At 67.3% G+C, this 16,485-nt stretch carries 16 protein-coding genes; 10 read left to right on the top strand and 6 right to left on the bottom strand.

Annotated elements, in window-relative coordinates; translation table 11 throughout:
* Positions 1–18: 18 nt before the first annotated feature.
* Positions 19–2,169 carry a potassium/proton antiporter gene (locus V3328_RS15430; RefSeq protein WP_340330579.1) on the bottom strand — a complete coding sequence of 717 codons (2,151 nt, stop codon included), beginning with the start codon at positions 2,167–2,169 and terminating at the stop codon, positions 19–21.
* A 165-nt stretch (positions 2,170–2,334) separates the two neighbouring features.
* On the opposite strand from V3328_RS15430, the gene V3328_RS15425 reads away from it, so the two are divergent.
* The 3 genes from V3328_RS15425 to V3328_RS15415 are packed head-to-tail and all read left to right on the top strand — an operon-like array spanning position 2,335 to position 6,012.
* A complete protein-coding gene (locus V3328_RS15425; RefSeq protein WP_340330578.1) occupies positions 2,335–3,510 on the top strand; it encodes a cell surface protein in 1,176 nt (391 codons plus the stop codon).
* Positions 3,511–3,552: 42 nt separating this feature from the next.
* Positions 3,553–4,539, top strand: a complete 987-nt coding sequence (locus tag V3328_RS15420) for a DUF6384 family protein (protein WP_340330577.1) — start codon at positions 3,553–3,555, stop codon at positions 4,537–4,539.
* Positions 4,540–4,551: 12 nt separating this feature from the next.
* Positions 4,552–6,012, top strand: coding sequence for a coiled-coil domain-containing protein (locus V3328_RS15415; protein ID WP_340330576.1), 1,461 nt, complete (start codon positions 4,552–4,554; stop codon positions 6,010–6,012).
* Positions 6,013–6,015: 3 nt separating this feature from the next.
* Here the strand turns inward: V3328_RS15415 and V3328_RS15410 are convergent, their stop codons facing one another.
* Positions 6,016–7,098: an AbrB family transcriptional regulator gene (locus V3328_RS15410; RefSeq protein ID WP_340330575.1), complete on the bottom strand. Its 1,083-nt coding sequence runs from the start codon at positions 7,096–7,098 to the stop codon at positions 6,016–6,018.
* A gap of 377 nt (positions 7,099–7,475) precedes the next feature.
* On the opposite strand from V3328_RS15410, the gene V3328_RS15405 reads away from it, so the two are divergent.
* A complete protein-coding gene (locus V3328_RS15405) occupies positions 7,476–8,300 on the top strand; it encodes a nitroreductase family protein (protein WP_340330574.1) in 825 nt (274 codons plus the stop codon).
* Between the two features lie 4 nt (positions 8,301–8,304).
* Complete coding sequence (locus tag V3328_RS15400; RefSeq protein WP_340330573.1) at positions 8,305–9,453, top strand: GNAT family N-acetyltransferase; 1,149 nt, start codon at positions 8,305–8,307, stop codon at positions 9,451–9,453.
* A 34-nt stretch (positions 9,454–9,487) separates the two neighbouring features.
* Here V3328_RS15400 and V3328_RS15395 read toward each other — a convergent pair whose 3' ends face one another.
* On the bottom strand, positions 9,488–10,153 hold the full coding sequence (locus V3328_RS15395; RefSeq protein WP_340330572.1) for a cation efflux transmembrane domain-containing protein: 666 nt from the start codon (positions 10,151–10,153) through the stop codon (positions 9,488–9,490).
* A gap of 133 nt (positions 10,154–10,286) precedes the next feature.
* On the opposite strand from V3328_RS15395, the gene V3328_RS15390 reads away from it, so the two are divergent.
* From V3328_RS15390 to V3328_RS15375, 4 genes are read left to right on the top strand one after another with little or no spacing between them, the layout of a single operon-like run.
* Positions 10,287–11,042: an SDR family oxidoreductase gene (locus V3328_RS15390; RefSeq protein WP_340330571.1), complete on the top strand. Its 756-nt coding sequence runs from the start codon at positions 10,287–10,289 to the stop codon at positions 11,040–11,042.
* Between the two features lie 11 nt (positions 11,043–11,053).
* Positions 11,054–12,031 carry a D-erythronate dehydrogenase gene (gene denD, locus V3328_RS15385; protein ID WP_340330570.1) on the top strand — a complete coding sequence of 326 codons (978 nt, stop codon included), beginning with the start codon at positions 11,054–11,056 and terminating at the stop codon, positions 12,029–12,031.
* A 26-nt stretch (positions 12,032–12,057) separates the two neighbouring features.
* Positions 12,058–12,363, top strand: a complete 306-nt coding sequence (locus V3328_RS15380; RefSeq protein ID WP_340330569.1) for a monooxygenase — start codon at positions 12,058–12,060, stop codon at positions 12,361–12,363.
* Between the two features lie 2 nt (positions 12,364–12,365).
* Positions 12,366–13,016, top strand: coding sequence for a dihydrofolate reductase family protein (locus V3328_RS15375; RefSeq protein ID WP_340330568.1), 651 nt, complete (start codon positions 12,366–12,368; stop codon positions 13,014–13,016).
* Here V3328_RS15375 and V3328_RS15370 read toward each other — a convergent pair.
* From V3328_RS15370 to V3328_RS15360, 3 genes are all read right to left on the bottom strand, one after another.
* A complete protein-coding gene (locus tag V3328_RS15370; RefSeq protein WP_340330567.1) occupies positions 13,013–13,384 on the bottom strand; it encodes an AprI/Inh family metalloprotease inhibitor in 372 nt (123 codons plus the stop codon). The genes V3328_RS15375 and V3328_RS15370 overlap by 4 nt on opposite strands.
* A 75-nt stretch (positions 13,385–13,459) precedes the next feature.
* Positions 13,460–14,425, bottom strand: a complete 966-nt coding sequence (locus tag V3328_RS15365; RefSeq protein WP_340330566.1) for a 2-hydroxyacid dehydrogenase — start codon at positions 14,423–14,425, stop codon at positions 13,460–13,462.
* Positions 14,426–14,535: 110 nt separating this feature from the next.
* Positions 14,536–15,423 (bottom strand): DMT family transporter, encoded by an 888-nt coding sequence (locus V3328_RS15360; protein ID WP_340330565.1) that lies wholly within the window; start codon positions 15,421–15,423, stop codon positions 14,536–14,538.
* A 331-nt stretch (positions 15,424–15,754) separates the two neighbouring features.
* Here V3328_RS15360 and V3328_RS15355 point away from each other — a divergent pair, with 331 nt between their 5' ends.
* Positions 15,755–16,483: a GntR family transcriptional regulator gene (locus V3328_RS15355; protein WP_340330564.1), complete on the top strand. Its 729-nt coding sequence runs from the start codon at positions 15,755–15,757 to the stop codon at positions 16,481–16,483.
* The last annotated feature ends 2 nt before the right edge of the window (positions 16,484–16,485 follow it).

Here is a 16,485-nt window from a genome sequence, read left to right as displayed (position 1 = left end):
TTTCGACCGCGACGAAGGTCAGGGCGAACTCTTCCGCGCGTTTCCCCGAGGTGGCCGGGCGGACTTCCTCTTCGCCGCGGCTGGCCGGCCGGCTTTCGAAGCTGGCGATTTGGCCGGCTTGGCCGGCGTCGCGTTGCGCGCGGGTCGCTTGGCTGCGGCTCTTGCGGCCGCTTTGGGCGGGACTTCGGGCTCCGCGGGTGAGGTGTCTACATCCGTATCGGCAGGCGCATTCACGTCGGGCGCCACGGATCCTTCGGGCGTGGGACCGGTTGCCGGCCCGGCCCCGGATGGTTCGGGTGCGGGCGGCTCGATCCTTGCCGGCTCCGGCTCCCGGTCGGGGGCGGGCAGGGCGAGGCCGGATGTGCCGCGGCCGCTCCAGCCCCGCAACCGGTCGCGCGCGGCCAGCGCGATCTCGTCGAAGTTCTGGAACAGCGGCAGCCGCCGCCGCGTCGTTTCCGAGGGCGTCAGGCTGAGGCCCACGGTTTCGATCTCGTCGTTGTCGTCCAGGTCGCGCACGATCAGTTCGACCGGACCGAGCGTCGTGCGGTCGCCGCGGTGCGGATCGCCGCCGATCTTCGCGATCAGAAACTCCGCCAGAGTCGTCTCGCCGAAATCGTCCTCGGCCGGAATCCCGTATTCGCGCGCGATGTCGATCATCCTGGCATCGCCGTCGAGCGCGAAATCGCCGAAATAGTCGCGGTCGTTGGCCTCGAGGGCGACGGGGCTGGCAAACAGCCGGTCGAGCAGCCGGACGTAGCGCGGCACCGCGAAGATGTAGACGAAATCACCGACCCGGAGCTGGCCCGCTTCCTGCTGCTTCATCGACCGGCCGTCGCGCACGATCAGCGAGGGCCGCGCCCAGCGCGGGATTCGCTCGCCCGTCGCCACCGGACTGTCGGCTGCGATGTGGTAGACGACGAGTTCGTGGGTGGCCCGTCCCGGCAGTTCGAGTTCGACCTTTTCCACCGGACCGATCTCGGGAGGCACGACGAGCCCGAGCCGCCTTGCCACCGGCCGGATCGTCCAGCCCTGCAGGATCATCGACGTCAGCACGATGACGAAGGCGATATTGAAGAACGCCTGCCCCGCCGGGATCGCCGCCATCATCGGCAGGATCGCCAGCAGGATCGAGACGGCGCCGCGCAGTCCGACCCAGGATATGAAGGCGGTCTCCTCGCGGGTGAACCGGAACGGCAGCAGGCACAGCCATACCGCGATGGGCCGCGCCAGGAAGATCAGGAAGAATGCGACCACCAGGCCCTGGACCGCGATCCGCCCGAAGTCGGAGGGCGTGGCGAGGAGCCCGAGGATCAGGAACATGGTGATCTGCGCGAGCCATGTCAGGCCGTCCTGGAACCGGCGAAGCAGCGGCATCCCCTGCCGGCCCATGTTTCCCGTCATCATCCCGGCGATGTAGACCGCCAGGAAGCCGCTGCCGTTGATCAGGCTCACCATCGCGAACAGGAACAGCGACAACCCCAGCACGATGATCGGATAGAGCCCCGGCTCCAGCTTCAGCCGGTTGACCAGCCGCACGATCAGCCAGCCGCCGGCGATACCGAGGACCGTGCCCAGGCCGATCTGCATCACGAACGCCTGCAGGAAGGTCATCACCGGAGCGCCGACCTCCGGGCCGGCGACGATCATGTCGACCAGCGTTGCCGTCAGGAACACGGCCATCGGGTCGTTCGAACCGGATTCCACCTCCAGCGTCGAGCGCACGCGGTCGCGGATGCTTATGCCGCCGACCCTCAGCAGAAAGAACACGGCGGCGGCGTCCGTCGAGCTGACGATCGCGCCGAGCAGCAGGGAGGCCCGCCAGGACAGTCCCGAGAGGTAGTGGACGACCACTCCGACCAGGCCGGTCGTTAGCAGCACGCCCACGGTGGCAAGCACCAGCGCCGGCCAGGCAGCGCGCGCCGCGGTCTCGAAGCGTGTGTTGAAGCCGGAATCGAACAGGATCACGGCAAGCGCCACCGACCCGATGAAGTAGGCGATGGGAGCGTTGTCGAAGTTCAGGCCGAGGCCGTCCTCGCCCACCAGCAGGCCGATCCCCAGGAACAGCAGCAGCAGCGGCGCGCCGATCCGGAAGGCGATAAGGCTCGTCAGGACGGCCAGTATCAGCAGTCCCGAACTGACGAGGATAAAGGCGAGGGGGATCTCCAGCATCAGGGCAATATGTTAGCTCAAAAGATAATTTTTCGAATATTTGCCGGTACAGTAAGGACTGCGGTCGCAATTCTGGCATAGGCGGCTGCAAGTGTGCCATTGATCGCCCGCCTTCCGGCGGCGAATGTGGAAGCCGGCCGGGCGGCCGGATCGAGGGAGCGAGACATGAGCGAGACCACCTCTTTGAGCCCTATGCAGTACCTTGACCGAGCGATGTCCTCGCTGCGCGACCTTGGTCTCGTTCCACAGGAGGGGCAGGACGCCCCGATCGTGGCGCTGCTCAACCAGATCTCGGACCTCGAGCCCGACAAGACCGTCATCATAGCCCGCACGCTCCAGCAGGCCTCCTTTTTCAACGAGATCGTGCGCGAACAGATCGCTGCCATGACGATCGGCGAGCGGTACGACGAAATAACGGCGGCCTTCGATTCCATTCGCGAGGACGCCAAGGCAATGGTCGACCAGCTCGCCGACGGTTCCATCAGCTCCTGGGAGCGGATGCAAAACGTCTGGATGAAGGTCAGCCGCGGCGATATCGCCGAGCGGTTCGACGGCATCAGGGACACCTATCTGGAGGTGGCCCGCGACACCAAGGAGCAGATCGAGCGCGAGCAGATCATCCTGGAGGCCTATCGCGATTTTCGCGGCGCGCTGAAGAATGCCGAGGTGCTGGCGCTGGAAGTGCTGGCAAGCGCCCAGGCCAGGCTCGACGACGCCAGGAAGGCACTCGAGGACGCCTCCGCCAGGGTCGCCGCCGCCGCCGAGGCGGATGCCGCGGAGCGCGCCCGCCTGGAACTTGCCCGCGACGAGCAGCTTCGCCTCACGCAGACCGAGGACAAGCGCTACCAGATCGCCAAGGATCTCTCCGACAACCTGACCATCGGCTACAACACCTCGGAAGTGGTGATGGCCCGGCTGATGCAGACGACCAGCGCCAAGGAGCGGGTCTATCAGCAGGCGATCAGCTTCTTCTCCACCAACGAGACGGTGCTGACCGCCCTCAAGGCGTCGTTCACGGGTCTGTTCGGCCTGCACGAATCGACGAAGACGCTGGATGCGATGAAGGAAGGCGTCTCGAAGAGCCTGGAGACCCTCGGCGAGATCGGCAACCAGGTCCAGGACGCGGCGCTCAAGGCCGGATACGGCCCGACCGTGCGGGCCGATGCCGTCAAGAGCCTGGTCGATTCCGTCGTCACCTTCCAGGAGCGCTCCGGCGAGATCATCGCCGAGATGCGCAGGCTCTCCACGGAGAACTCCCGTGAGATCCGCGAGGCGGTCGAGGACGGCAAGAAGCGCATGGCCCGGCTTGCCGCCGAGGGCGCGGCGCTGATGGCGCGCTGACCGGCGACCCGGCCGACGAGACGGCGACGGATAGCACCCAGCATGGCGGACCCGGCCCAGACGCACATCCCGGCATCGGCCGCCCCCGCGGCGCCCCGGAACGGGACGCTGTCGAAGCGGCCGCTGGAGGAGGTCATGCTGGCGATGGACGTGGTCGATACGCTGCGCCATCGCGAGAACCTCGTTGCCCGCGAGCTGAACGAGGAGGAGCGCGACCGACAGCTGATCGCCCGTCTGCGCGAGATCTATTCCTCGCAGGGGATAGAGGTCACCGACGCGATCCTTGCCGAGGGCGTGAAGGCGCTCAAGGAGCAGCGCTTCGTCTACACGCCACCCGCGTCCGGCATGTCGGTGGCGCTTGCCCGTCTCTATGTCCGCCGTCACTCCTGGGGCAGGGCGGTGCTGGCCCTCGTCGCCGCCGTTCTCGTCGCGTGGGCCGCCTGGCACTTCCTGGTCACCGTGCCGGGCGAGCAGCGGGCCGAGGCGCTGCGCATCGAGCTGTCGGAGACTTTGCCGAACAGGATCAATGGGTTGTACGAGGCGATTGAATCGGGAACTGAGTCGCCGGCAGCCCTGCAAATGGCCGAAGCGCTGCGCGCCGACGGGCGGCGGGCGCTTGCTGCGGGCAATGCCGAGGACGCCCGCGCGGCGGTCGTCGGACTCGAGGCCCTGCAGGACCGCCTGAACCAGCAGTACGACCTGCGCATCGTCTCGCGGCCCGGCGCGACGTCCGGCGTCTGGCGGATCCCGGACGCCAACGAGGCGGCGCGCAACTACTACCTGATCGTCGAGGCGATCGACAGGTCCGGCAAACCGGTGACGGTGCGGGTCGCCAGCGAGGAGACCGGCGAGGTCGCCCCGGTCACGCAGTGGGGCGTCCGGGTGCCGGAATCCACGTTCGCGCAGGTGCGGGCCGACAAGGAGGACGACGGCATCATCCAGAACGACGTGCTGGGCGAGAAACGGCGCGGGGTCCTCGATCCGGAGTACCGCATGCCCGTGTCCGGCGGCGCGATCACGGCCTGGTAGGCGGACGCAGAGATGTCGAAAGGCCCTGCCACCCTGCGCCGCATCGATGCCGAAGTCCGCAAGCTTCGCGACGAGGAGGCCGACGTCGAGCGGCAGATCGCGGAGGCCGGCTCGCGCATCGCCGCGATGCGCACCCGCGAGCTGGAGGCGTTTCGGCAGCTCGCCGTGTTCCGGCTCGACCAGGACGGTGCCGCCGCCGTGGGCCGATCGCTCGACCGCGCCGAAAAGGAGCTGCGCCGCCTGCGCGCAGCGCGCGACAAGGCCCTGCAGGGGCTTGCCGAGCAGATCGCGGCCGCCGATGCCGACATCGACCGCCTCGAAGCCGAGCGTGTCCGCCTGACGGACGAGATCGCGGAGCTTCGCGCCACTGTCGAGGAGGCCGATGCGCGGCTCATTGCCCGGCTGTCGGAAGACGCCGGCTACCAGGCCCGGATCGCCGAGGTGGAAGCCGCCGAGCGGGTCGCCCTGGAGGCCGAGCGCAAGGCCGAGCTCGCCCGCGAGGACAGGACGGAAAAGGGCCGGCCGTACGAGGACGATTCCCTGTTCATGTATCTGTGGAAGCGCGGCTTCGGCACCTCGGAATACCGCGGCCGCGGGCTCGTTCGAATGCTCGACCGCTGGGTGGCGCGGCTGGTGCGCTTCCAGGAGGCGCGGCCGAACTACCACATGCTGCTGGAACTGCCCGAGCGGCTCGGCGAGCATGCCGAACGCGCCCGCGCCGCCGCCGAGACGGAAGCCGACCGGCTGGAGGATTTCGAGGCCGGGCAGAGGGCGGCGGCTGGCATACTTGACCAGGCGAAGAAGCTCGCCGCCGACGAAGCCGCTCTGGCCGATCTCGCCCGGAATGTCATCGAGCAGGCCACCGCCCGCACTGCGCTCGAGGCCAAGCGCGCGGCCATCAACCGCGGCGAGGACGAAGCCTCCAGGGAGGCGATCGAGGCCCTGGTGTCGGCGCTGCGGGATACCAGGCTGTCGCAGTTGCATCGCGCCGCGATGCTGACGCCCGATCCGGCGGACGAGCGGCTGGTCGAGGAGATCGACGACCTTCGCGAGGACATCGAGGACCGGGAGCACGACCTGGAGCGTCTGCAGCGGGTCGAGCGCGACCTCGAGCACAAGCTCGCCGAACTGGCCGAGCTGCGCGGCCGGTTCGTGGGCGAGCGCTACGACGACGAGCGTTGGGAATTCGACGACGACATGGTCGAGGACGTTCTCAAGGGACTGCTGCGCGGCGCCATCAATGCAGCCGTGGTCTGGGCGCAATTGCGCCGCCGCGGCCGGTACACGCCTGGCCCCTCGCGTCCGAGCAGCGGCGATGTCTGGGGCCGCCCGTCGCGCGGCGGCGGTACGATCTTCCGTCCCCGCCCGGGCCGCAGCGGCGGCTTCGGGCGCGGCGGCTTCCGTACCGGGGGCGGTTTCGGCGGCGGCTTCGGCGGCGGCCGCGGCGGCTTCAGGACCGGCGGGAAGTTCTAGGCGTCAGCTCGCCGCCACCCGCGGCGCCACCACCCTGCGCCAGATCTGCGGCATCATTCCCACCGACAGCGCGATGCGGGCGATGTGGTGGGCCGTGACGAAGGCCACCCCGACATTCATCGACAGGGCGATCAGGCTCATCTCGGCGACGCCGCCCGGCGAGTAGGCGAGGATCAGCGCGGGCAGCGGTTCGTCGACGAAGGTCGCAAGCGACAGGGCGAGGGCGATCGTCACGGCGAACATCAGCGCGGTTGCGCACATCGATGCCAGCATGACCTTGCCTGCCGCGCGCACCGAGACGCCGGCGAAGCGCGCCCCCAGCGACGACCCCACGACGATCTGGGCAACGGCGATGAGGAAATCCGGCGGACTGGCCGCCGTCAGCTGGGTGCCGTGCGCGATGGCGCTGAGGAACAGGGGCCCCGATATCTGCGCGCCGGGCAGGCGGATGGCGCGGCCGCCGAAATAGCCGACGACCGCGCAGGCGGTCAGCAGCCCCACATCGACGAGTTCGATCTCCAGCGACGAGGCGCCGGGGTGGATGGCCTGGTGGCCGATCGGTCCGTAGAGCCACTGCATCAGGAACGGTATCGTCAGCACCGAGACCAGGATCCGCGCGAAGTGGACCAGCGAGATCGACCGCCCGTCGCCGCCGGCCGCTTCGCCGATGATCGCCATGTCGATGAGGCCGCCGGGAATCGACGAGAAGTACGAGGTGATCGCGTCGAAGCCGAACACGCGCCGATAGAATTGGTAGGCGACCGCCGAGGCGAGCAGGATGAACACGATCAGCGCCAGCATGGTCACCCACCATTCGCCGATGCCGGCGACCACGGTCGGGGTGAAACCGGAGCCGAGCATGACGCCGATGATGGGGATCATGCTGGTGCGCAGCCAATGCGGCACCTCGACGCCGTGCCCGCCGATCTTGATGCCGAACATGCCGATCAGGCCGACCGTGAGCATCGACCCCATCATCCACGCCAGCGGCAGGCCGAGACGGGAGGCGACCCATCCGCTGACGCCGCCGATCGCCACAGTCGTGAGCGTCTTCAGGAACGTCGTCAGATGCGCGGCTGCGGCCATCGGGCAAATGCTTGGGGACTGCGGGCGCGCGGTTGCATGGACCGTGTTTAGCCGCGGCCCGGCCATGCGGCAATCGCGACCGGCCGCATTGCCGCCATGCGAAACAAGCGGGGCGCCGGTGGCTTCCCGTCGGCTGCCGGGCCGCAGCAGGGCGACCGTAGGGTCTCCGGCAGTCGAGCCGGTCACGGGGCGGTCTTCGATGCCTGAATCAATATGTGAAGGGATTGAATCAGTTTGTTAAGTCGGTGAATCCGCGTGGCAGCGATTGCTGCTAAGCGATTCGCACAACTCGCAAATCGCGTCGGCGCGGCGCGATCGGTTGCAGCTGCCGGTTCCCTTGGCGTAGCGTCGGCAAAACGACGATGGGAGGGTGTGCCGTGTTGCCGGATAGCGGATCCGAAGCGCGTTTTTCCAGCCTGTTCGACGTGATCCGGCGCCGCCGCAGCGTCCGCCGCTTCGAGAAGGGGCGCACCGTGGCGCGCGGCACGCTTGAAAGGATCGCGGAAGCGGCGCGGTGGGCGCCGACCGGTGCCAACACCCAGTGCTTCGACCTGGTGATCGTCGACGATCCGGAGATGCGCGACAGGGTCCTGGAGGTCTTCCTGCGCCAGTCGAACCGGCTGATCGCCCATGTGAAGGGGTTCCCGGCGGTCAAGAAGACCTATCTCGCCAATACGGTCGCGATCCTCATCGTCCTCGGCGACCCGCGCTGGAAGGCATCCTTCCCCAATGCGACTGATTCCGAATGGGAGGACGAGTACCGGGCCAACAACGAGAACATCCTGCTCGCCTCCATCGGTGCGGTGATCCAGAACGTGCAGCTCGCCGTGACGGCGTGCGGACTGACGTCGGCCTGGCTGTCGGGCGGCGGCGAGGCGACGACCAATCGCGAACTGGCCGAACTTCTCGGCTATCCGGACTCGCTCGTTGCCTACGGCACGATCCCCATCGGATATCCGGAAAAGGACGTCACCTACAGGTGGCGCCGGCCGCTCGCGCAGATCGTCCACTGGAACCGCTACGACCCGGCCAGGTACCGCCCGGACGGGCTGATCGCGCACTATGTCGCCAAGCTGCGGCCGTTTGCCATGTATCGCGGCGACGAGGATATGGAAGCCTGGGACGACATCGACGAAAAGACAGGCGAGTGGCGCGAAGCCTACACGGGGCCGACGCCAAATCCGTCCGGCAGGATCGAGTGATGACATGAGCCGCAAACCCGAAGACCTGTCAGGCTGGACGGGACGTCCGCGCCCGCCGCGCGAGCCGATGGAAGGCCGCTTGGTACGGCTCGAGCCGTTCGATGCCGATGCGCATGCGCGCGACCTGTTCGAGGCCTACCGGCTGGACGCCGACGGGACGCTCTGGACCTATCTCCCCTACGGTCCCTTTGCCGACCTGGACGCCTACCGGGCCCATGCCCGGACGGTGATGACCTCGGACGATCCGCTCTTCCATTCCATCATCGATCTCAGCACCGGCAAAGCGGCCGGCGTGGCGAGCCTGATGCGGATCGTCCCGGAGCACGGCGTGATCGAGACCGGCCACATCTGCTATTCGCCGCTGCTGCAGCGCACGGTGGGTGCCACCGAGGCAATGTATCTGCTTGCCTGCCGGGTCTTCGACGATCTCGGCTACCGGCGCTACGAATGGAAGTGCGACAACGGCAATGCCCCGTCGAGGCGCGCCGCCGCCCGGCTGGGGTTCCGGTTCGAAGGCGTGTTCCGCAAGCACCTGGTCGTCAAGGGCCGCAACCGGGATACCGCCTGGTTTTCGATCACCGACGACGAGTGGCCTTCCGTGAAGGCTGCCTACCGTCGGTTTCTCGACGGCGGCAACTTTGGGATCGACGGCAGCCAGCAGTGGAGGCTGTCGACGCTGAATGCTGCGTCGCTGCAGTCTGGCGTCCACGCGCTGCGCCGGGCCGATCTTGCCGATCTCGATGCCGTTGAGGCGCTTCAGCAGGCGGCCTACGCGGGCAACGGGCAGATCCTCGGGGTCACGCCCATCCCGCTGCAGTGGGACTACCGGGCCGTCTTCGCGGATGCGGAGGTCTGGCTGCTGGAGGAAGGTGAAGACCTCGCCGGTGTCCTCATCGTCACTCCCCATCGGGATCATCTGTACGTGGATAGCATCGGTGTCGCGCCTGACAGGATGGGCAAGGGCGCAGGCAACGCCCTGCTGTCTGCGGCCGAATCGCGCGCCCGCTCGCTGGAGCTGCCGGAACTGCGCCTGATCACCGGCGAGAAGCTCGTCTCGAACGTCGACTGGTACAGGCGCAAGGGCTTCGGTATCGCCGAGATCGAGGCAATGCCGGACCGGCGCGCCGTACACCTGTCGAAGAGGCTGGGCTGACGGAAAGGCAGGAATTCGATCGGAGGCGGGATCGCTATTTGCCCGCCGAATTCAGATCCCCAGCCTCTTGCTCCCACATCGAGCGCACCAGCTTCCAGACGCCCCAGATGTTGAACGCGGCGATCAGCAGGCCCGCGGCGAGGTCCGGCCAGCGCTGGGCGAAATCGGAAATGGCCAGTGCTGCGACGATGACGCCGAGGTCGGCGGCGAAGTCCCAGCGGGTCTGCCGCCAGACCCAGCGGACATCGTCGTCGCCGGACGAAAACACCCGCAGTCGCCAGGCGGATATCAGGTTGACCGCCAGGGAGATGACGGCAACGGCGATCATCAGCCAGGGACTGGGAATGCGCCCGACCCCGAAGCGGGTGAAGCCGATCCAGATCATCCACAGGAAGGCGAAGGCGATCAGCACCGAGACGACGACGGCCGCGAGCCGGTACAGGCGGCGATGGCGGCCCGCCAGCACCAGCGTCGTTCCCGCCGTGAGCGCATCGTGAAAGGAATCGATGGCGATCGCCATTACGGCCACGGACCCGATCAGCAGGGCGACGACGGCTTCGAAACCGGCGAGCGCAAGGCCCATCAGGGCGGCGGCCTTCAAGGCCCCTTCCTGCTCTGCGGTGACCGGGGCCAACAGTTCGTCGCTCTGCACCGAGACGGGTGCCGGCTCCTGGTCGAGCGGGTCGAGATCCTTGATCAACTTGATGCTCCTGATGGACGGCACGCCAATTTGCGGACCGCAGTTGCGTTGCGGGCGGCGACAGACTAACGCTTCAACCGGCCCGGCAGAAAGACCGGGCCGAGGGAAAACGGGCTATGGTCGGGAGGATGTGATGGCTGGGCGACTGCAGGGCAAGACCGCGTTCGTGACGGCGGCGGCGAACGGAATCGGCAGGGCGACGGCAATCGCATTCGCGAGCGAAGGTGCCAGGGTCATCGCCACCGACCTGGACGAAGCAAAGGTCGGCGAACTCAGGGGTGAAGTCGGGGCGCAGACCATGCGACTGGATGTGCGCGATACCGCCGCGGTGCAGGACGTCGCCCGCGAGGTCGGCACCGTCGACATCCTGTTCAACGCGGCCGGCTACGTCCACCACGGCACCGTGCTGCAGTGCTCCGAGGACGATTGGGACTTCTCCTTCGATCTCAATGTGAAATCCATGCACCGTACCATACGCGCCTTCCTGCCCGGCATGCTGAAGAAGGGGGCGGGATCGATCGTCAATGTCGCCTCTGGATCGGGATCGGTAAGGGGCATTCCGAACCGCTATGCCTACGGTGCCACCAAGGCGGCCGTGATCGGCCTGTCGAAGTCGGTGGCGGCCGATTTCATCCGCCAGGGAATCCGCTGCAACGCCATCTGCCCCGGCACCATCCAGTCGCCGTCGCTCGACCAGCGCATCGCGACGCAGGCCGCGGACACGGGGCAGGACGAGGCCGTCGTCCGGCAGGCCTTCATCGACCGGCAGCCGATGGGCCGCCTCGGTACGGCCGAGGAGGTTGCCATGCTGGCGGTGTACCTCGCCTCCGACGAGGCGTCCTACACGACCGGCCAGATCCATCTCGTCGACGGCGGCTTCGCGCTCTAGGAGTACAATCCATGGATATCCTCATCACCGGCGGCGGGGGCATGATCGGCCGCAAGCTCGTCGAGCGGCTGGCCCGCGAAGGCACGCTGAACGGCGAGAAGATCGACCGCGTGACGTTGCAGGACGTCGTCGAGCCGACGGTGCCGCCGGATGCCCCATTCGCCGTCGAGACCCGCACGACCGATCTGTCGGACCCGGGCGAGGCCGACAATCTCGTCTCCGGTCACCCGCAGGTGATCTATCATCTCGCCGCCGTGGTTTCCGGTGAAGCGGAGACGGATTTCGACAAGGGATACCGCGTCAATCTGACCGGAACATGGAACCTGCTGGAGGCGGTGCGCCGGGCAGGCAACGTGCCGCGACTTGTCTTCACCAGTTCGATCGCCGTCTACGGCGCCCCTTTCCCCGAACCCATTCCCGACGACTTCTTCCATCAGCCGCTGACCAGCTACGGTGCGCAGAAGGCCTGCTGCGAGCTTCTGTTGTCCGACTACACGCGCAAGGGCTTCGTCGACGGGATCGGCATTCGCCTGCCGACCATCTGCATCCGGCCCGGCAAGCCGAACAAGGCGGCATCCGGGTTCTTCTCCGGGATCATGCGCGAGCCGCTGGCCGGGATAGAGGCGGTCTGTCCGGTCGACGATACGGTCCGGCACTGGGTAGCGAGCCCGCGGGCAGCCGCCGGCTTCCTGGTGCACGCCGCCGGTCTCGACGGCGAGGAGGTCGGCCCGCGCCGCAACCTGAACATGCCGGGACACTGCGTTTCGATCCGCGAGATGCTGGACAGCCTCCGGCGCGTTGCCGGTGACAAGGTGGCGGACAGGGTGCGGTTCGAGCCGGACCCGTTCATCAGCAGGATCGTCGCCGGCTGGCCGCAGAACTTCGATCCGCAGAAATCCGTCGAACTGGGCTTCACCACCGATCCGGATTTCGATTCGATCATCCGGGTCCATATCGAGGACGAGCTCGGCGGCCGGATAGCAGACTAGACAGTGATCCTGGAGGGAAATCAGCGATGGCGACGATCCTGCAGTTCGACTTCCCGTATCCCGGCCCCTGGGGCGAGGAGGGGGCAAGGGCTCTGAAGGACCTTGCCGAGAGCATCGCTGCCGAACCCGGCCTTGTCTGGAAGGTCTGGACCGAGAACGAGGCCGAGGGGATCGCCGGTGGCATCTACTGCTTCGCCGACGAGCCGAGCGCGCTTGCCTACAGGGACATGCATTCGGCGCGATTGGCCTCGTTCGGCGTGACGGACATTCGCGCCAAGGTCTTCGACGTCAACGAAGGCCTGTCGGCGATCACGAACTTCAAGATCGCCTGAGTTTGCCGTCGCCTGTCGAAGCTGCCGGGTCGTCGGGGACGGAGACGGAAGGGCTCCGCGCGGTTCACCGCCTCGATCGCCGGTTCCGCTTCCACGGTCACGCCATCGTTTCGGCGGACGACTGCATCGCCGGGCCCGACGGACTGACGCCGAAGGCGCTGCGCAACGAGGCCGACTGGGTCCGCTTCCAGGCGATGCTGGACGCGGCGGCTGTCACCGTTCTTGGCCGGCTCGGTCACGAGGCCAACCCGAATGTCGCACGCCGGCGCCGCCTGGTGCTGACGGGCGGGGTCGCGGCGCTGGAAGCGGACGGCGACAACTGGCTCTGGAACCCCGCCGGACTGCCGCTCGGCCAGGCCCTCGAGCGTGTGCTGCCGCCGGACATCCATCGCAGCGGCGGCGTGCTGGCGGTGCCGGGAGGCCGGCGGGTCTTCGATTTCTTCCTGAAGCTCGGCTATGACGAATTCCATCTCGCCCGGGCCGAACGCGCGACGGTTGGTCGTGGAACGCGGCTGTTTTCGGGTCTAGACGAACGGCATACGGCAGTCGATGCGCTGCTGTCGGCGGGTCTCGTGCCGGGAGCGCGGGAGGTTCTCGACGGCGATGCCGACGTTTCCCTGACGATCTGGCGACCGCCCGCAGCGGGATCCTAGTCGAGCGGGCTCATGACGAGCGTCTGGCCCTGGTCGTCGGCCCTGAACTCGCCCTGAGCCTGGTCGTGCTGGAGCTTCAGGAGCACCTTGCCGGTGTCCGACAGGAACACCAGCGTGCCGGGCTCCTCGATCCGCCAGGCCGTGGCGCTCGACATGCCCGGGATGACGTTGCGGCAGTCGCCGGCGTCGTCGATCACCCGCGCGCCTTCCTTGGCGGGCCGGTCGCCCAGCGTGATGTCGCAGCCCTGTTCGCCTTCGCCGGCCAGCGACCACAGCCCCTGAGTGAGGTCCATCAGGTCTTCGTTCGGTTCGGCGGCCGCGCCTGCGGTCAGGCCGAGCATGAAGACCAGGGCTATTCCCATGCGCATCTGCGACACCCTCCGGCGATTGACGCGCCCATCCGAATACCGGCCGCGGCCGCGTGTCAACGCCGAAACCGCGCCTCAGCCCCTCAGCGGCGTCTCCGCAACCGGCGTCACCGGCTTGCCGGTCTCGAAATAGGTCACGATGTTGTCGACGCAGAGCTGGCCCATCCGGGCGCGGGTGTGCACCGAGGCGGATCCGACATGCGGCAGCAGCACCACATGCTCCATCTCCGTCAGTTCGACCGGCACCTTCGGCTCGTGGGCGAAGACGTCCAGGCCCGCGGACATGATCCGCCTGTCCTTGAGTGCGGTGATCAGCGCGTCCTCGTCGACGATCGAGCCGCGTCCGACGTTGATGAAGATACCGTCCGGACCGAGCGCGTCGAGGACCTCGGCATCGATCAGGTGGGCCGTGTCGTCGCCGCCGGGCACCACGGCGACCAGGATGTCGACGTCGCGCGCCATGTCGACGAGCCTCGGATAATAGCCGTAAGGCACGTCGGGCTGCTCGTTGCGGCCGTGATAGACGATAGGGACGCGGAATGCGTCGAGACGGCGCGCGATCGCCTTGCCGATGCGTCCGAGGCCGATGATCCCGACCCGCCGGTCGCGCAGCGATGCCCTGGTCAGCGGGAAGGGCCCTTCCTTCTCCCAAAGCCCCTTGCGCAGGTAGCGCTCGCTTTCCGACAGCTGGCGCACCGTCATCAGCAGCAGGCCGAGGGTGGTGTCCGCCACCTCCTCGGTCAGCACGTCGGGAGTGTTCGAGACATAGATGCCGTGCTGCCCCGCCCAGGCCGCGTCCACCTTGTCGTAGCCGACGCCGAACACCGAGACGATCTTCAGTCCGGGCAGCCGCTCCATCAGCGCGCTGTCGACCGTCGTGTGCGGTGCGACCGCGATCGCCTCGATCCTGTCGCCGATGTCGCCGAGGAACGCCTCGCGGTCGTCGGCCTCCCACAGCTTGTGGACGTCGAAGGCCGCATCGAGCTGGTCCGTGACCGTCCGCATCATCGGGCCGGTCATGAGGACATGCCGTCTCGCCATCGTGTTCCCCTCGTTGTCGAATTCGCAGGAGCGTATGCACTGCGGATGAAACCTAGTGGCTAACGCGGCCCGATGGAATTGCGGAAGCGGTTGAAAAACATTGTCCGCGCTCAGCCGCCTTTCACCCGGCGTTCCCGCAGCAGCAGATAGAGGCCGGACGCCACGACGATCCCCGCCCCGACGATGTTGGCCGTCGTCGGCACGTCGTTGAACACCAGGAAGCCGAACACCGTCATCCAGATGATCTGGACGTAGACGAACGGCGAGAGGATCGGCGCCGGCGCATATCGGTGCGCACTGATCAGGAAGCCGTGGCCGAAATAGCCGAACAGGCCCGTGCCCACCATCAGCGCCACCGCGGTCAGGTCCTGCGGCCAGACCCACACGAACGGCATGATCGGCAGGAATGCGATCATCGGGATGAGCGACGCGTAGAACTGCTGCACCGAATTCGAATCGGATGCCGCAAGCGTGCGGGTGACGATTGCATAGAAGGCATAGGCGATCGTCGCGGATACCGACAGCAGCACCGCCCACTGGAAGCCCGCGGTGCCCGGCTGGGTCACCACGATCACGCCGACGAACCCGACCAGCACCGCGATCCACCGGCGCGGTCCGATCCATTCGCCGAGCATCGGCCCCGCGAGGATGGCCACCAGGAACGGCGACGCGAACAGGATGGAGACCGTCTCCGACAGGGCCAGGTAGCGCAGTGCCAGGAAATTGCACATCGTCGAGATGAGCAGGAGGAAGCCGCGCACGACGAGCAGCACCGGACGTTTCGACCGCCACAGCTTCGGCAGGTTGTTGGGGCCGACGCTGACGAGGTTGAAGGCGAAATGGCCCAGATAGCGAACGAACACCACCTGCAGTGCGCTGAACTCGAGCACGAGCAGCTTCGCGCAGGTGTCGAGTGCCGAGAAGCAGAAGCCGGCCAGGATCATCAGCAGGATGCCGCGGATGCGCAGCGCCTGGTCGTCGGCGCCGTTCAGCAGCACGCACGAACCGTCCCGGAGCGCCGATGCCCCCTGCTGATCTGTCCATGATCGTGATGCTGACTGGTGTGCGTCAAGTAGGTGCCTGCCATGGGCCGTAGGTTCGAGGCGACCGGGGCAGCCTGCGGCCAGGGTCATCGGACGGATCGGCAACTCCGTCAACGAAGCCTAGAGAATGAGGGGCCTGCGAACAATGCATACGTACGACCTGCCTGCCGGACAAATGCTGGGTCCGCCCGGGTGGTATGCTCGATTGCGGCACGCAGCCGCTTGCCTCCCGGCCCGCAGCGGGGCATAGACACGGTTCGGGGCAACAATCTGGTTGGGAAATGCAATGGCTCGTGCCGCGAAGGCAGGCTCGGCGCTTCGCCGTGACAAGGGCGCAACGGGGGCATTCGCATTCGACGAAGGCTCGCAGCGCGATCGGGCCTATGCCGAGATCCGCCGGCGGATCCTCGAAAACGAGATCCGGCCCGGCGTGCAGATGCTCGAAACGGAAGTCGCCGACATGCTCGCGATGAGCCGCACCCCGGTCCGCGAAGCGCTGATCAAGCTGGAGGAGGAGGGGCTCGTCGAAGTACGCCCACGCCACGGCATGCGGGTCAAGCCGGTGTCGCCGGAGGACATGCGCGAGATCTACGACGTGCTGACCAGCCTCGAGGCCACTGCCGCTTGCCTCACCGCAAGGCGGAACCTGTCGGAAGACGAACTGGCCGGTTTCGACGCCGCCGTCGCGGCGATGGACGCGGCGCTGGAGAGTGGCGACCTCAGAGCCTGGGCAATAGCCGACCAGGCATTCCACGACCACCTCGTGATCTCGTCGGGCAACAGGCGGCTGCAGGACATCGTCGCGACCATACGCGACCAGGCCCATCGCGTCCGCATGGCCACGCTGACCCTGCGGCCGCTGCCGACAGCGTCGAACGACGATCACCGTGCCGTCGTCGCCGCGATCCGCTTGGGCGATGCGGACGCGGCGCGGCGGATTCACCGCGAGCACCGCAAGCGCAGCGGAAAGATGCTGGTGGAACTGCTCGAGCGGCTCGGTCTGGCTGCGATGTAGGC

Origin of the sequence: Microbaculum marinum (assembly GCF_037855135.1) — a bacterium.
Taxonomy (GTDB): domain Bacteria; phylum Pseudomonadota; class Alphaproteobacteria; order Rhizobiales; family Tepidamorphaceae; genus Microbaculum; species Microbaculum marinum.
This window is presented reverse-complemented; position numbering and strand designations above follow the sequence as displayed.

What these genes read in the sequence shown, in the direction of transcription:
- V3328_RS15370 (WP_340330567.1), bottom strand. Translation starts at nt 13,384, where the DNA reads ATGCGCATGGGAATAGCCCTGGTCTTCATGCTCGGCCTGACCGCAGGC.
- V3328_RS15380 (WP_340330569.1), top strand. Translation starts at nt 12,058, where the DNA reads ATGGCGACGATCCTGCAGTTCGACTTCCCGTATCCCGGCCCCTGGGGC.
- V3328_RS15390 (WP_340330571.1), top strand. Translation starts at nt 10,287, where the DNA reads ATGGCTGGGCGACTGCAGGGCAAGACCGCGTTCGTGACGGCGGCGGCG.
- V3328_RS15415 (WP_340330576.1), top strand. Translation starts at nt 4,552, where the DNA reads ATGTCGAAAGGCCCTGCCACCCTGCGCCGCATCGATGCCGAAGTCCGC.
- V3328_RS15425 (WP_340330578.1), top strand. Translation starts at nt 2,335, where the DNA reads ATGAGCGAGACCACCTCTTTGAGCCCTATGCAGTACCTTGACCGAGCG.
- V3328_RS15355 (WP_340330564.1), top strand. Translation starts at nt 15,755, where the DNA reads ATGGCTCGTGCCGCGAAGGCAGGCTCGGCGCTTCGCCGTGACAAGGGC.
- V3328_RS15365 (WP_340330566.1), bottom strand. Translation starts at nt 14,425, where the DNA reads ATGGCGAGACGGCATGTCCTCATGACCGGCCCGATGATGCGGACGGTC.
- V3328_RS15410 (WP_340330575.1), bottom strand. Translation starts at nt 7,098, where the DNA reads ATGGCCGCAGCCGCGCATCTGACGACGTTCCTGAAGACGCTCACGACT.
- V3328_RS15400 (WP_340330573.1), top strand. Translation starts at nt 8,305, where the DNA reads ATGAGCCGCAAACCCGAAGACCTGTCAGGCTGGACGGGACGTCCGCGC.
- V3328_RS15430 (WP_340330579.1), bottom strand. Translation starts at nt 2,169, where the DNA reads ATGCTGGAGATCCCCCTCGCCTTTATCCTCGTCAGTTCGGGACTGCTG.
- denD (WP_340330570.1), top strand. Translation starts at nt 11,054, where the DNA reads ATGGATATCCTCATCACCGGCGGCGGGGGCATGATCGGCCGCAAGCTC.
- V3328_RS15420 (WP_340330577.1), top strand. Translation starts at nt 3,553, where the DNA reads ATGGCGGACCCGGCCCAGACGCACATCCCGGCATCGGCCGCCCCCGCG.